General features: G+C 73.7%; 14 protein-coding genes. 3 read left to right on the forward strand and 11 right to left on the reverse strand.

The annotated features are described in order from the left end of the window. Window positions 1-51: 51 nt before the first annotated feature. The 3 genes from AB0C22_RS24220 to AB0C22_RS24230 form a co-directional block, all read right to left on the reverse strand. The gene (locus AB0C22_RS24220; RefSeq protein ID WP_357537168.1) at window positions 52-852 is read right to left on the reverse strand and encodes a hypothetical protein; all 801 of its coding nucleotides are present in this window, start codon (window positions 850-852) and stop codon (window positions 52-54) included. Between the two features lie 293 nt (window positions 853-1,145). After that, window positions 1,146-2,252 (reverse strand): SPFH domain-containing protein, encoded by a 1,107-nt coding sequence (locus tag AB0C22_RS24225; RefSeq protein ID WP_219463643.1) that lies wholly within the window; start codon window positions 2,250-2,252, stop codon window positions 1,146-1,148. A gap of 4 nt (window positions 2,253-2,256) precedes the next feature. Next, entirely contained in the window at window positions 2,257-2,730 is a 474-nt protein-coding gene (locus AB0C22_RS24230; protein WP_219463646.1) for an NfeD family protein, read from the reverse strand. A gap of 94 nt (window positions 2,731-2,824) precedes the next feature. On the opposite strand from AB0C22_RS24230, the gene AB0C22_RS24235 reads away from it, so the two are divergent. Beyond that, on the forward strand, window positions 2,825-4,138 hold the full coding sequence (locus AB0C22_RS24235; protein WP_219463649.1) for a serine hydrolase domain-containing protein: 1,314 nt from the start codon (window positions 2,825-2,827) through the stop codon (window positions 4,136-4,138). A 30-nt stretch (window positions 4,139-4,168) separates the two neighbouring features. Here the strand turns inward: AB0C22_RS24235 and AB0C22_RS24240 are convergent, their stop codons facing one another. Further along, window positions 4,169-4,981 (reverse strand): DUF3097 domain-containing protein, encoded by an 813-nt coding sequence (locus AB0C22_RS24240; protein ID WP_219463650.1) that lies wholly within the window; start codon window positions 4,979-4,981, stop codon window positions 4,169-4,171. A gap of 276 nt (window positions 4,982-5,257) precedes the next feature. Here AB0C22_RS24240 and AB0C22_RS24245 point away from each other — a divergent pair, with 276 nt between their 5' ends. Further along, the gene (locus AB0C22_RS24245; RefSeq protein WP_357537171.1) at window positions 5,258-6,052 is read left to right on the forward strand and encodes a hypothetical protein; all 795 of its coding nucleotides are present in this window, start codon (window positions 5,258-5,260) and stop codon (window positions 6,050-6,052) included. A 185-nt stretch (window positions 6,053-6,237) separates the two neighbouring features. Here AB0C22_RS24245 and AB0C22_RS24250 read toward each other — a convergent pair whose 3' ends face one another. The 4 genes from AB0C22_RS24250 to AB0C22_RS24265 form a co-directional block, all read right to left on the reverse strand. Continuing rightward, on the reverse strand, window positions 6,238-7,017 hold the full coding sequence (locus AB0C22_RS24250) for an HAD-IIA family hydrolase (RefSeq protein WP_088645665.1): 780 nt from the start codon (window positions 7,015-7,017) through the stop codon (window positions 6,238-6,240). Between the two features lie 42 nt (window positions 7,018-7,059). After that, window positions 7,060-8,091, reverse strand: a complete 1,032-nt coding sequence (locus AB0C22_RS24255) for a ferrochelatase (RefSeq protein ID WP_219463652.1) — start codon at window positions 8,089-8,091, stop codon at window positions 7,060-7,062. A 95-nt stretch (window positions 8,092-8,186) separates the two neighbouring features. Further along, the gene (gene fabI / locus AB0C22_RS24260) at window positions 8,187-8,954 is read right to left on the reverse strand and encodes an enoyl-ACP reductase FabI (protein ID WP_208570881.1); all 768 of its coding nucleotides are present in this window, start codon (window positions 8,952-8,954) and stop codon (window positions 8,187-8,189) included. A gap of 23 nt (window positions 8,955-8,977) precedes the next feature. Further along, window positions 8,978-9,682 carry a beta-ketoacyl-ACP reductase gene (locus AB0C22_RS24265; RefSeq protein ID WP_357537173.1) on the reverse strand — a complete coding sequence of 235 codons (705 nt, stop codon included), beginning with the start codon at window positions 9,680-9,682 and terminating at the stop codon, window positions 8,978-8,980. A 376-nt stretch (window positions 9,683-10,058) separates the two neighbouring features. On the opposite strand from AB0C22_RS24265, the gene AB0C22_RS24270 reads away from it, so the two are divergent. After that, entirely contained in the window at window positions 10,059-10,217 is a 159-nt protein-coding gene (locus tag AB0C22_RS24270) for a hypothetical protein (protein WP_208570893.1), read from the forward strand. 115 nt (window positions 10,218-10,332) lie between these two features. On the opposite strand, the gene AB0C22_RS24275 is transcribed toward AB0C22_RS24270, so the two are convergent. Genes AB0C22_RS24275 through AB0C22_RS24285 form a run of 3 tightly spaced genes read right to left on the reverse strand, consistent with a single transcriptional unit; the run spans window position 10,333 to window position 13,378 of the window. Further along, window positions 10,333-11,283, reverse strand: coding sequence for a VWA domain-containing protein (locus AB0C22_RS24275; RefSeq protein ID WP_357537175.1), 951 nt, complete (start codon window positions 11,281-11,283; stop codon window positions 10,333-10,335). After that, complete coding sequence (locus tag AB0C22_RS24280) at window positions 11,280-12,290, reverse strand: DUF58 domain-containing protein (protein WP_357537198.1); 1,011 nt, start codon at window positions 12,288-12,290, stop codon at window positions 11,280-11,282. Before AB0C22_RS24280 ends, AB0C22_RS24275 begins: the two co-directional genes overlap by 4 nt. After that, window positions 12,269-13,378, reverse strand: a complete 1,110-nt coding sequence (locus AB0C22_RS24285; protein WP_219463659.1) for a MoxR family ATPase — start codon at window positions 13,376-13,378, stop codon at window positions 12,269-12,271. Before AB0C22_RS24285 ends, AB0C22_RS24280 begins: the two co-directional genes overlap by 22 nt. Window positions 13,379-13,433: the final 55 nt, after the last annotated feature.

A 13,433-nucleotide genomic window follows, 5' to 3' on the forward strand; every position in this document is an offset into this window, starting at 1 on the left:
GCCGACCCGAGCCGACCCCGAGGCGGGGGCGGGGAGGGAGCGGGGGCGGGGTTAGGCGGCGGGGAGGGGGCCTTGCGGGCCGGGGGTGGGGGTGGGGGTGGTGACGCTGGCGGTGGCGGCGTCGTGGGCGATGGCGGCCGGGAGGAGGCGGCCGGAGCGGTAGCCGATACCGACACCCGAGATCAGCACGAAGATCGCGCCGAAGGTCGGCAGCGAGCCGACCAGCGCGCCGCCCAGGCCGAGCAGCGGGGCGGCGATCATCAGCATCGCCCCGTCACCGATGGCGAACGCCCCGGAACGGGCCACCGCCCAGCCGGTGAGCAGCCACCCCGCGCTGTAGCAGGTGGCCCCGACCAGCACCAGCGTCCGGGCGGTGGTGCCGAAGACCGGGGTCTGCTCGGTCAGGCCGGCGAAGGGCAGCATCAGCACCGTGCCACCGATGCCCACCAGCAGGCCGGCCACCGCCGCCCGCCGGCTGCGGGTGGCCGCGAGCAGACCGGTGAGCGCGAGCAGGGCGAGCAGACCCAGCCAGATGGCGGCGACCCAGCCGAGCAGGTAGAGGGGTCGACCGTCGGCCGGGTACGGGTCGTTGCCGACCGCGCCGTCGCTGGCCATCGCCACCGCCCCGTAGAGCACCGCGTAGGCGGGCAGCAGCCAGACCGCCGCCCGGGCGAGCCGGCGCAGCGACCAGGCCCAACTGGCGTCGGTGGCCGGCGCTGACGGGCCGGGGTCACCGACGAAGGGCAGCACCCCGAAGCCGCCGCCGGTGCGCCGGGTGCCCAGCGGACCCGCCGGGTCGTGTGCGCCGGCAACCGGGGTACGGGAGAACAAACGCTGCGCGGGTTCCTTCATGGCTCACCTCGTCTGCTCCGACGGGCGGCACGCGCGGCGACACCCGTCTGCTCCGACGGGTGGCACGAGCGGCGACACCCGTCTGCTCCGACGGGTGGACCGGCACGCGCCCCCGTCCGCCCTCCCGACGGGCGGCACGGGACGCGCCACCCGGCTGCTGGCGACGGGCCGGCCGGAACGCGTCCGGCGCCCCGGTGCCTGACCACCACCCGTCCCTCAGGACCGATCGTGGCAGGCACCGGGGCGCCGGATGAGCGTTTCTCACATTTGCCGCCGGGGTGGGCGGCGGCGGGTCAGGCCCGTTCGCGCTGGTCGACCGGGTCGCTGACCAGGCTGGCCGGGGAGACCGGCTCGGGTGCCGGCAGCCCCTGCGGCACCTTGCCGCCGGTGGCCTGCGCCTCGGCGACGCGTACCTCGTCGTGGATCTGCTGGGCGGCGATGGCCGCCGCCTGCGCCGCCTCGGCGGCCTCCCGCTCTACCTCGCCGGCGCTGTGCTTCGCCTCCGGGGCCGGCTCGTCGCCGACCATCCGGCTGAGCCCGCCCAGCGCGCCGCCCATGCCCTCCAGGGCCTTGGTCAGCTCGGTCGGGATGATCCAGACCTTGTTGGCCGTGCCGTTGGCGATCTGCGGCAGCGCCTGCAGGTATTGGTAGGCCAGCACCTTCTGGCTCGGGTTGGCGGTGTGGATCGCGTCGAAGACCGTCCGGATCGCCTTGGCCTGACCCTCGGCCTGGAGGATCCGGGCCTGCCGGTCACCGTCGGCGCGCAGCACCGCGGACTGCTTGTCACCCTCGGCGGTGAGGATCTGCGACTGCTTGTGGCCCTCGGCGGTGAGGATCGCCGCCCGGCGGTCCCGCTCGGCACGCATCTGCTTCTCCATCGAGTCGCGGATGCTGGCCGGCGGCTCGATCGCCTTGATCTCCACCCGGGTCACCTTGATGCCCCACCGGCCGGTGGTCTCGTCGAGCACGCCGGAGAGGTGCCGGTTGATCTCCTCGCGGCTGGTCAGCGCCCGCTCCAGGTCCAGCGAGCCGATCACGTTACGCAGCGTCGTGACGGTCAACTGCTCGATCGCCTGGATGAAGTTGGCGATCTCGTAGGTGGCCCGGACCGCGTCGACCACCTTGTAGTAGAGGACGGTGTCGATCGACACCACCAGGTTGTCCGAGGTGATCACCGGCTGCGGCGGGAAGCTCACCACCTGCTCGCGCATGTCGACCTTGGTACGCACCGCGTCGACGAACGGGACCAGCAGGTTCAGGCCCGGGTTCAGGGTGCGCTTGTACTTGCCGAGCCGCTCCACCACGTCCTGACGCTGCTGCGGCACGATGCGTACCGCCTTCGCCAGCGTCACCACCATGATCAACGCTACGGCCACCAACAGGACCGCTAGAAATTCCATACCGTCACCTTTTCGCTTCCGGCAGCTCGCCGGGGGAGGAAATGTCGTCCTGCCACACCAGGGCGGTGGCGCCCCGGACCTTTATCACCTGCACCCGCGCACCGGGCTCGAAAGTCTGCGTCGCGTCGTACGGACGCGCCGTCCACAACTCGCCGTCGATCTTCACCATGCCCTGGTCGGCACCGACCTGCTCGATCACCAGTGCGGTGGCGCCCTCCAGCGCCGCCACCCCGAACGGCTGCTCGCCGCTGTCCACCGACGGCCGCATGTGCCGGCGGATCGTCGGCCGGGCGAGCGCCACCGTCAACGCCGACACCACGGCGAAAACCACCGCCTGCACGGCGACGGGCGCACCCAGCGCGGCGGCCCCGGCAGCGGCGAACGCGCCCACCGCGAACATGATCAAAAACAGCGTCGTCGTGAAGATCTCGGCGACGGCCAACAGCACACCCAGCACGATCCACACCACGGCGTCCACCCCCCGATCGTGACACGTCCACGCGAATCCACCCACTCCTGGTGATCAGTAAGCTCAGTTCAGGCCCGTTCCGACCGCCGCCAAGGAGCCGATCGTGACCCTGCTCGCCGAGACCGTCCGCCGGATCGACACCCTCGTGGCACAGGCCCAGGCCACCGGGCGTACGCCGTCGTTGGCGCTGGGCGTCGTACGGAACGGGACCCTGGTGCACCTGGCCGCCGCCGGCGACCACCCGCGCCCGGACCCCGACCTCCAGTACCGGGTGGGCTCGATCACCAAGACGATGACCGCGACGCTGCTGCTGGGGGAACGGGACGCCGGCCGGCTCACCCTCGACGACCCGCTGGAGCGGCACCTGCCGGGCACCGCCGTCGGCGGGCTCACCCTGCGCCAACTCCTCGGCCACGCCAGCGGCCTGCACCGCGAACCCGACGGCCCCTGGTGGGAGCGGACCGAGGGCACCGACCTGGCCACCCTGGTCGCCGGCGTGACCACGGACAAGGTCGGCTACCCCGCCTGGCGCGGCTACCACTACTCCAACCTGGCGTACGGGCTGCTCGGCGGGGTGCTGGAACGGGTCACCGGGACGCCCTGGGCGCAACTGCTGAGCACCCGGATCCTCGACCCGCTGGGCCTGCGGCGCACCACCTACCACCCCACCGCGCCGTACGCCCCGGGCTACGTGGTGCACCCGTGGCACGACACCCTGCGGGAGGAGCCGCGCACCGACACCGGGGCGATGGCCCCCGCCGGGCAACTCTGGTCGACCGTCACCGACCTCGCCCGCTGGGCGGCGTTCCTCGCCGACCCCGACCCCGAGGTGCTGGCCGCCGACACCCTCACCGAGATGTGCACCCCGGTCATCCTCAGCGACCTGGACTCCTGGCGTGGCGGCCACGGCCTGGGCCTGGAGCTGTACCGCGAGGGCGACCGGGTGTACGTGGGCCACGGCGGCTCGATGCCCGGCTACGTCGCCGCGCTGACCGTGCACCGGCCCAGCCGGACCGCCGTGGTCGGCTACGCCAACTCGTACGGGTTCCGCACCGGCCACATCGGCGGGCTGTCCCGGCAACTGCTCACCCTGGTCCTGGACGCCGAACCGACGCCGGTCACGCCCTGGCGGCCGGCCGCCGCCCCACCCCCGGCGGAACTGGCCGAGCTGACCGGCCGCTGGTGGTGGATGGGCATCGAGTACGAGGTCCGGGCCGACCCGGCCGGCGAGCTGTGGGCCGGCCGGCCCGGCGAGCCGACGCTGCGGTTCACCCGGACCGGACCGGACCGCTGGCGGGGCCGCTCCGGCGAGGAGGACAGCGAGGTCCTCGCCGTGCTCCGCGACCCGGACGGGCGGGCGGTGGGCCTGGACATCGGCACCTTCGTCTTCACCCGCACCCCCGACCAGGAGCCCTGACCGGGGCCGACGGGCCGGCGGCGGCGGGTGTCAGCCGGGTTCGGTGACGAAGTCGATCAGGCGTTCCATCGCGTTGATCAGCGGCGTCTCCACGTCGGCGAAACTGTCCACCCGGGACAGGATGCGCCGCCACATGTCGGCCGGCTCGGCCACCCCGAGGGCCGCACAGACGCCCTCCTTCCACGGCCGGCCCGGCGGCACCACCGGCCAGGCCCGGATGCCCAGCGCGGCCGGCTTGACCGCCTGCCACACGTCGACGTACGGGTGCCCGGTGACCAGCACGTGCGGGGAGTCCACCCGGGCCACGATCCGGCTCTCCTTGGAGCCGGGCACCAGGTGGTCGACGAGCACCCCCAACCGGCGGCCGGGGCCGGGGGCGAAGTCGCGTACCTCGGCGTCGAGGGCGTCGATGCCGTCCAACGGCTCCACCACCACGCCCTCGACCCGCAGGTCGTCGCCCCAGATCCGCTCCACCAGGGCGGCGTCGTGCACGCCCTCGACCCAGATCCGGCTGGCCTTGGCCACCCGCGCCCGGACGTCGGCCACGGCGATCGATCCGGAGGCGGTGCGGCGGCGGGCGGCGGGCACCACGGGGCGTACCGGCCGGCGCAGGGTCACCGGTGCCCCGTCGAGCAGGAACGCGGCGGGCAGCAGCGGGAAGACGCGCCGCCGGCCGTGCCGGTCCTCCAGCACCACCGCCCCCGACTCGAACCCCACCACCGCGCCGCAGAACCCGGAGTCGGCGTCCTCCACCACGAGATCCACCTCGGCGTCGACCTCGGGGGTGACCTTCCGTCGCCGCCAGTCGCCCGCCAGCACGTCCTCGCCGTATCGCCCCGCCATGTCGATCACGCTAACCTCCGGCGCGCTCCGGCACCTCCCGACGCGCCCGTCCGACGTGCCGCCCACCCGGACCGACGCGCCGCCCGCCGAGCCCGACGCGCCCCATCCGACCGCCGTCCGCGCGGGCCGACGTGCCAACCGCCCCGGACCGACGTGTTAACCGCCCCGGACCGACGTGCCGCCCGTGCGGGCCGCCACCTGCACCGGTGGGTGGGCCGTGGGACCCACGATCCGGCAGTCGAGACAGGGGCGGCGGGGAGCACGTACCCTTTCGGCATGTCCTCCCCCGCAACGGGCGCGGCCACCCTCGCCGCGCGCCGGTCGAGCCGTTTCGTGGCCTGGGTACGCGCCTGGCGGGCCGGCCTGGTGCCCTTCGACGAGGTGGCCGAGTCGGTCGCCGGTGACGAGGAGCACCTGGTCGCCGACGCGCCGGGCACCTGGCGGGACGTGCCGCTGCGCGACGCCCTGCCGACGTTGGCCAAGCTCTCCCCCGACGAGATCCGCCTGGTGCTGCCGGCACCGGGCGACCCGCGGGGGCTGCCCGGTCCAGGCGACTTCGCCGGGGCCGCGCTGCTGGCCGGGGAGGCCGTGGTGGCCGGTGGGCTCGGGCTGATCCCCGAGGTGCGCACCCACACCTCCGGCTCCGGGATGACCTGGGAGACGGTGCTGTGGCGGGTCTACCCGCTGCCGGCCGACGCGCCGAAGGCGTCGCTGACCGCGCCCGGAGCGGCCGAGGCGGAGGCGGAGCTGGCCACCGCGCTGGCCGAGTCCACCGCCGCGCTGACCCGCCTCGACGTGGCCCAGTGGCGGCCCGAGCTGGCCGGGGCGCTCGCCGCGCTGCGCCGCCCGGACGGTGCCACCGACCTGCCGCCCGGGTTCGACCCGCGCGCCCGGCGGCTGTTCGCCCGCGCCGCCGTCCTCGACCGGGTCCTCGCGCTGGCCGGGGAGAGCGCGCCCGGCGGAGCGATCAACAACCACGAGGCCCAGCAGCGCGACGCCGCCCTGCGCCCGCTCACCACCGCCTGTAGGCAGGCGCTGGTCGCCGCCTGCAACGCCCCGCTGCGCCCCTGACCGCACCCGCCGCGCCGTCCGCACCGCGCCGCACACCGGGCCGGGCCGCTCACACCGCGCCGCACACCGGGCCGGGCCGCCCGCGCCGCGCCGTATGCAGGGCCGAGCCGTCCGCACCGGGACGCCATGCCCGCCGGCCGGGACGCCGCCCGCACCCGGACCGGATCGCGCCGGAACGGTACGGCTCAGATCTCGTCGATCAGGTCCAGCACCGAGTCGACGATGCGCGACGGCCGGTACGGGTAGCGTTCCGTCTCCGCCCGGGTGCTGATCCCGGTGAGCACCAGGATCGTCTCCAGTCCCGCCTCCAGGCCGCACAGGATGTCGGTGTCCATCCGGTCGCCGATCATCGCGGTGCTCTCCGAGTGGGCGTTGATGGTGTTCAACGCCGAACGCATCATCATCGGGTTGGGCTTGCCGACGAAGTACGGCTCCACCCCGGTCGCCTTCGAGATCATCGCGGCGACCGACCCGGCGGCGGGCAGCGCACCCTCCACCGACGGGCCGGTGACGTCCGGGTTGGTGCAGATGAACCGGGCCCCGTCGTTGATCAGCCGGACCGCCTTGGTGATCGCCTCGAAGCTGTAGGTGCGGGTCTCCCCCAGCACCACGTAGTCCGGGGCGAAGTCGGTCAGCACGTAACCGACGGCGTGCAGCGCGGTGGTCAGCCCCGCCTCGCCGATCACGTACGCGGTGCCGCCCGGCCGCTGGTCGGCGAGGAACTGGGCGGTGGCCAGCGCCGCCGTCCAGATCGCCTCCTCGGGCACCTCGAAGCCCATCCGGGTGAGCCGGGCCTGGAGGTCGCGCGGGGTGTAGATGGAGTTGTTGGTGAGCACCAGGAAGGGCTTGCCGGAGGACCGGAGCCGGTTGACGAACTCCGGGGCGCCGGGCACCGGCTGGCCCTCGTGCACCAGCACGCCGTCCATGTCGGTGAGCCAGCTCTGCACCGGTTTGCGGTCAAGCATCTGTCGTCCCAAGGGGGTGTCGGGGAGGGTGGGTCGTCGGCATCAGGGTCGGCGGGCGGCCGGCACGCAGCACGGGGTCGGGCAGCTGTCCCACATCGGCAGCTCACCGAGGCGACGGCGGGTCGCCGGCCCGTCGGGCGTGGTGCGTTCGGCCACCAGTTCGCGCACCATCGAAACGAACCTCGGGTCGGTGCCGGGGGTGCCCGCCCGGACGAAGTCCAGACCGAGCTGCTTGGCCGTCTCCAACGCCTCGGTGTCGAGGTCCCAGACCACCTCCAGGTGGTCGGAGACGAACCCGATCGGGCTGACCACCACCCCGGTCACCCCCTGCCCGGCGAGGGCGGTCAGGTGGTCGTTGACGTCCGGCTCCAGCCACGGCACCTGGGGCGGGCCGGAACGGCTCTGCCAGACCAGGTCGTAGGGCAGGTCGGGTGCGGCGGCGGCGTGCACCAGCCGGGCGGTCTCCGCCAGCTGCGCGGTGTACCGGCCGCCGTGCGGGCCGGCGGTGGCCGCCGCCGAGGTGGGGATGGAGTGCGCGGTGAAGACCAGCCGGGTGGTGTCCCGCCGGGCCGGGTCGAGCTGGGCCAGCGCCGAGCGCACCGCGTCGGCGTGCGGCTCGACGAAGCCCGGGTGGTCCCAGAACTGCCGCAGCTTGTCGATCACCGGGGCGTCCGGGCCGACGGCGGCCCGCGCGGCGGCGATGTCCTCCTGGTACTGCCGGCACGACGAGTAGCCGCCGTACGCGCTGGTGACGAACGCCAGCGCCCGGGTGATCCCGTCGTCACGCATCTGCGCCACGGTGTCGGCGAGCATCGGGTCCCAGTTCCGGTTGCCCCAGTAGACCGGCAGGTCGACGTCGTGCGCGGCGAGGTCCGCCCGGATCGCGGCGAGCAGTTCGCGGCACTGCTGGTTGATCGGGGAGACCCCGCCGAAGTGCAGGTAGTGCTCGGCGACCTCGGCCAGCCGCTCGGGCGGCACCCCCCGCCCCCGGGTCACGTTCTCCAGGAAGGGCAGCACGTCCTCGGGCCGCTCCGGGCCACCGAAGGAGACCAGCACCAATGCGTCGTACGACATGGGGTCATTCTCCCCCGCGCCCGAAGACGGCCCGACGACGCCCCCTGGTCGCGGGCGTGCCGCAGGGGCCCCGGTTCGGGGCCCCTGCGGGCGGTTCAGGCGCCGACGGCGTGGTAGCCGCCGTCGACGTGGACGATCTCGCCGGTGGTGGCCGGGAACCAGTCCGACAGCAGGGCCAGGCAGGCGCGGGCGGCCGGCTCCTGGTCGGTGAGGCTCCAGCCCAGCGGGGCGCGCTCGGTCCACGCCTGCTCGAACTGCTCGAAGCCGGGGATGGACTTCGCGGCCATGGTGCGCAGCGGCCCGGCCGCGACCAGGTTGCTGCGGATACCCTGCTTGCCCAGGTGCACGGCGAGGTAGCGGGAGGTGGACTCCAACCCGGCCTTGGCCACGCCCATCCAGTCGTAGACCGGCCAGGCCTTGGTGGCGTCGAAGGTGAGCCCGACCACCGAGCCGCCCGGCGACATCAGCGGCAGCGCCGCCATGGCCAGCGACTTGTAGGAGTACGTGGAGACGTGCAGCGCGGTCGCCACGTCCTCCCAGGAGGCGTCGAGGAAGCCGCCACCGAGGCAGCTCTGCGGGGCGAAGCCGATCGAGTGGACCACCCCGTCGAGTCCGTCGACGTGCTCGCGCACCCGGTCGGCCAGGCCGGCGAGCTGCTCCGGGCTGGTCACGTCCAGCTCGATGATCGGTGCCGGCTGCGGTAGCCGGCGGGCGATCCGCTCGACCAGCGAGAGCCGGCCGTAGCCGGTGAGCACGACCTGGGCGCCGTTGTCCTGGGCGAGTTTCGCCACCGAGAAGGCGATCGAGGCGTCGGTGATGACGCCGGTGACCAGCAGCCGCTTACCGGCGAGCAGTCCTGACATGTGTTGGCTTCCTCCGTACGTTCTCAGTGACCCATGCCGAGGCCGCCGTCGACCGGGATGACGGCACCGGAGATGTAGCCGGCGGCGTCCGAGGCGAGCCAGGTGACCACCCCGGCGACCTCGTCCGGCGCGGCGAACCGCCCGGCCGGGATGACCTTGCGGTACTCGGTGCGGCGCTCCTCGGGCAGCTTGGCCGTCATCTCGGTGTCGATGAAGCCCGGGGCGACCACGTTCGCGGTGATGTTGCGGCTGCCCAGTTCCCGGGTGATCGAGCGGGCCACCCCCACCAGGCCGGCCTTGCTGGCGGCGTAGTTGACCTGGCCGGCGCCGCCGTAGAGGCCGATCACCGACGAGATGAAGATCATCCGGCCCCACTTGGCCCGGAGCATCTTGGACGAGGCCCGCTTGGCGCACCGGAAGGCGCCGGTCAGGTTGGTGTCGAGCACCCCGGTGAACTGCTCCTCGGACATCCGCATCAGCAGCGTGTCGTCGGTGATGCCGGCGTTGGCGACCAGCACCTCGACCGGTCCCAGCTCGGCCTCGACCGCGGCGAAGGCGGCGTCGACGGAGGCCGAGTCGGTGACGTCACACCGGACCCCGAACAGCCCCTCCGGCGCGTCGCCGCTGCGGTGGGTGACCGCCACCCGGTCGCCCTGCTTGGCGAAGGCCTGCGCGATGGCCAGTCCGATTCCCCGGTTGCCGCCGGTCACCAGCACGGTACGGGCCACTGTCCCCCCTCGTTTCCACTGATCATTCCGGTCGGAGCCTAGGCGTTACCGACAGGTAACCGCTAACGGTCCGCCACCGGCGGCCGGCCGAGTACGCGTTCGCGCAGTCCCCGTTGTACGATCATCGTCGTCCGCGAGCCGAATGCGACTCGCGTTTCCGGGCCCGCCGACCGCAGGAGGTGATCGCTGTGCGAGATAGCGATCCTCCCAGTCGTGGCCGGGCCCTCCGTCAGCCCCGCTGAGCCACGACTCAGTCGGTCGAGCTGACCCAGCTCCCGCTCCCCGCACCTCCCGTCTGCGGCCCCGGCCACAGACCGGTCGGTGGTGCCGTCCCGCGTCGGGACGCCCCGGTGGAGCAGCCCGGTCACGACTTCGCGTGTGCGCCCCGTTCAACCCTTTGCGGTCCGCCCCGCCCCCGCGGACCGCCCCGTCGCCACCGGAGCCGTTCATGAGCCGCTACGTCGCCCCGCTGAGCTTCACCCTCGCCGCCGTCTGGGTGGCCGTCGTGTTCGTGCTGGCCGGCGGCGGTCACTGACCACCACCGGCCGTCGCGCCGACCCGCACACCCCGACGGGACACCCCGGACCGGGTCACCGCACCCCGGGACGTCCGCCAACCGCCGCACCACACCCCGGACGTCCAGCCGGGCGTCACAGCATCCGGGACGTCCACAGCAGGCTCAGGCCGCCCGCGCAGAGCACCAGCAGCAACGCCACCCCCGCGTACCACTGGGTGATCTCGCGGGGCTCGGTGCGGAACCCGATCGACGAGCCCATGTCCTGGTAGACCTGCTTCAGCTCGGCCACCGAGGCCGCCTCGTAGAAGTAACCCTCGGTGGTCTCGGCGAGCTGGGCCAGCGCCAGCCGGTCCACCGGCACCCGCTGCAACTGACCACCGATGTCGACCTGCCCCGAGTCGGTGCCGAACGCGATGGTGGACACCGGCACGTTCGCCGCCTGCGCCGCCGCCGCGGCCTCCTCCACCGACCGGCCCGAGGTGCGGAACCCGTCGGAGAGCAGCACGATCCGGGCCGGCGGAATGCCGGCCGCACCGTCGGCCGGCACCGACCGGATCGCCTCCAGGCAGGTGAAGACCGCCTCACCGGTGGCGGTCGCCTCGGCCAGGGTCAGCCCGTCGATGGCCGCCGTCACCGCCGCCCGGTCCTTCGTTGGGGCCACCAGCACGTTCGCCGCCTTGGCGAAGGAGACCAACCCCAGGTTGTAGCTGGCCGGCAACTCACCGACGAACTGCTTCGCCGCCTCCTGCGCGGCCTCCAACCGGTTCGGCGACACGTCGTCGGCCTGCATGGACAGCGACACGTCGATGGCGAGCATCACGGTGGCCCGCTCCAACGGCTCCCGGGTGTCGATCGCCGGCCGGGCCATCCCGGTGGCGAGCGCCACCATCGCCAGCAGCAGCACGGTCGCCGCCGCGTGCCGCCGCCAGCCCAACCCCTTCGGCGCGAGGGTACGCAGCAGGTCCACGTTGGTGAACCGCATCGCGTACGCCCGGCGGTGGCGCTGCCGCCAGACGTAGGCCGCGGCCAGGGCCAGCACCGGCACCAGCGTCAACAGCCACCACGGTTGCATGAAACGGATCATCGCGTCGTCCCCCGGGTGCGGGCGTGCCGCTGGGCGGCCACGAATCGCACCATGTCCAGCAGCCAGTCTCGGTCGGTACGCAACACCAGGTGCCCGGCACCGGCGGCACGCAGCTCGGTGGCGATCGCGCCGCGCTGGGCGGCGGCCGCCTCCGCGTAACGGCGGCGCAGCCGCGGATCGGCGGTCTGCACCTCGTGCAGCTCCCCGGTCTCCGGGTCCACCACCGGCAGCACCCCCACGTCGGGCAACTCCAGCTCGCGCGGGTCGACCACCTCGATGGCCAGCACGTCGTGCCGGACCCGCAGCTTACGCATCGGCCGGCCCCACTGCGCGGGCGGTGCGAGGAAGTCCGAGATCACCACGGCCAGGCCCCGGCGGCGCGGCGGCCGGTTGAGCAGGTCGATCAGTGCCCCCAGGTCACCGCGCCCGGGACGCAGCGGGGTGTGCGCCACCGCGCGCAGCAACGCCTGCGCCTCCCGCCGGCCGGAGCGGGCCGGCACCCGGGTCAGCGTCCCCGGCCCGGTGGGCTCCGGTGGTGGGGCGGAGCGCCACCGACGGGTGGGCGGGGCCGGCGGCGGGGCCCCGGTGCCGATCACCGCGCCGATCCGGTTGCCGCCGCGCACGGTCAGGTGGGTCAGCGCGGCGGTCGCGGCGACCACCACGTCCCGCTTGAGCCACCGGCCGGTGCCGAAGTCCAGGCTCGCCGACAGGTCCACCGCCAGCCACGTCTCCAGCTCCCGGTCGGCCACCGTACGCCGCACGTGCGGGGTGGTGGTGCGGGCGGTCACCGGCCAGTCCATCCGGCGTACGTCGTCGCCGGGGCGGTACTCGCGCGACTCCCCCGCCTCGCTGCCCGGCCCCGGCAGCAGACCCGCGTAGTCGCCCTGGAGCAGTCCGTCGAGTTTGCGGGTCACCAGCAGTTGCAGCCGGGACAGCACCGCCTCGTTGCGCTCCCCACCGGCGTCGGCCGGGCTTACCGGTGCGGTCACGGGCGCTGCCCGGGCCAGCCGGCGGCCGGCGGGCCGCTGACCGGCGGCGGCGCGGACGCCTGCTGACGGGGCGCCACCGAGGGCATCGGGATGGTCGACATCACCCGGTGCACCACGTGGTCGGCGGGCACGTCGTCGGCCAGCGCGTCATAGCTGAGCACCAGCCGGTGGCGCAGGATGTCCGGCGCGATGTCCTGGACGTCCTGCGGCAACGCGTAGTCCCGGCCGCGCAGCAGTGCCAGCGCCCGGGTGGCCCGGATCAGGCCGAGCGAGGCGCGCGGGCTGGCCCCGTACTGGATCAGCCGGGCCACGTCGGGCATCCCGTGCTCGGCGGGACTGCGGGTGGCCAGCACCAGCCGGACGGCGTAGTCGACCAACGCGTTGTGCACGAAGACCTGGTCGGCCTTGCGTTGCAGGGCGAGCAGGTCGTCGGCGGTGAAGACCTGCGCCGGCACGGGCGCGGCGACCCCCATCCGGTAGACGATCTCCCGCTCCTCGGCGTCGGTGGGGTACCCGACGACGATCTTCATCAGGAAGCGGTCCCGTTGCGCCTCCGGCAACGGATAGACGCCCTCCTGCTCGATCGGGTTCTGGGTGGCCATCACCAGGAACGGGTCGGGCACCCGGTGGGTCTGGCCGCCGATGGAGACCTGCCGTTCGCTCATCACCTCCAGCAGTGCCGACTGCACCTTGGCCGGGGCCCGGTTGATCTCGTCGGCGAGCAGGAAGTTGACGAAGACCGGGCCCAGCTCGACGTCGAACTTCTCACTCGACTGCCGGTAGATCCGGGTGCCCATGATGTCGGCCGGCACCAGGTCCGGGGTGAACTGCACCCGGGCGAACTCCCCACCCACCACCCGGGCCAGGGTCTCCACCGCGAGGGTCTTGGCCACCCCCGGCACACCCTCCAGCAGGCAGTGCCCCCGGGCCAGGAGCGCCACGAACATCCGCTCCACCATCCGGTCCTGCCCGACGATCACCCGTTTGATCTCGAACAGCGCCCGCTCCAGCAGGGTGGCGTCCTGGGCGGGAGTGGTCACCACCGCAGGTGTCTCGGGGGCCGTCCCGTTCGGGGTCGGGGCGTCGGGCGTGGTCGGCTGGGCCACCGGTCCTCCACAGCATGATCGGTCGTCGTGGCGTGGTGCGGTAACAAGACTCGCA

Origin of the sequence: Micromonospora sp. NPDC048894 (assembly GCF_040649765.1) — a bacterium.
Lineage (GTDB): Bacteria > Actinomycetota > Actinomycetes > Mycobacteriales > Micromonosporaceae > Micromonospora > Micromonospora antibiotica.

Bases quoted from the DNA above. Each gene is read 5' to 3' on its own strand.
- AB0C22_RS24220 (WP_357537168.1), bottom strand. From the start codon at position 852: ATGAAGGAACCCGCGCAGCGTTTGTTCTCCCGTACCCCGGTTGCCGGC.
- AB0C22_RS24225 (WP_219463643.1), bottom strand. From the start codon at position 2,252: ATGGAATTTCTAGCGGTCCTGTTGGTGGCCGTAGCGTTGATCATGGTG.
- AB0C22_RS24240 (WP_219463650.1), bottom strand. From the start codon at position 4,981: ATGGCGGGGCGATACGGCGAGGACGTGCTGGCGGGCGACTGGCGGCGA.
- AB0C22_RS24245 (WP_357537171.1), top strand. From the start codon at position 5,258: ATGTCCTCCCCCGCAACGGGCGCGGCCACCCTCGCCGCGCGCCGGTCG.
- AB0C22_RS24250 (WP_088645665.1), bottom strand. From the start codon at position 7,017: ATGCTTGACCGCAAACCGGTGCAGAGCTGGCTCACCGACATGGACGGC.
- AB0C22_RS24255 (WP_219463652.1), bottom strand. From the start codon at position 8,091: ATGTCGTACGACGCATTGGTGCTGGTCTCCTTCGGTGGCCCGGAGCGG.
- fabI (WP_208570881.1), bottom strand. From the start codon at position 8,954: ATGTCAGGACTGCTCGCCGGTAAGCGGCTGCTGGTCACCGGCGTCATC.
- AB0C22_RS24275 (WP_357537175.1), bottom strand. From the start codon at position 11,283: ATGATCCGTTTCATGCAACCGTGGTGGCTGTTGACGCTGGTGCCGGTG.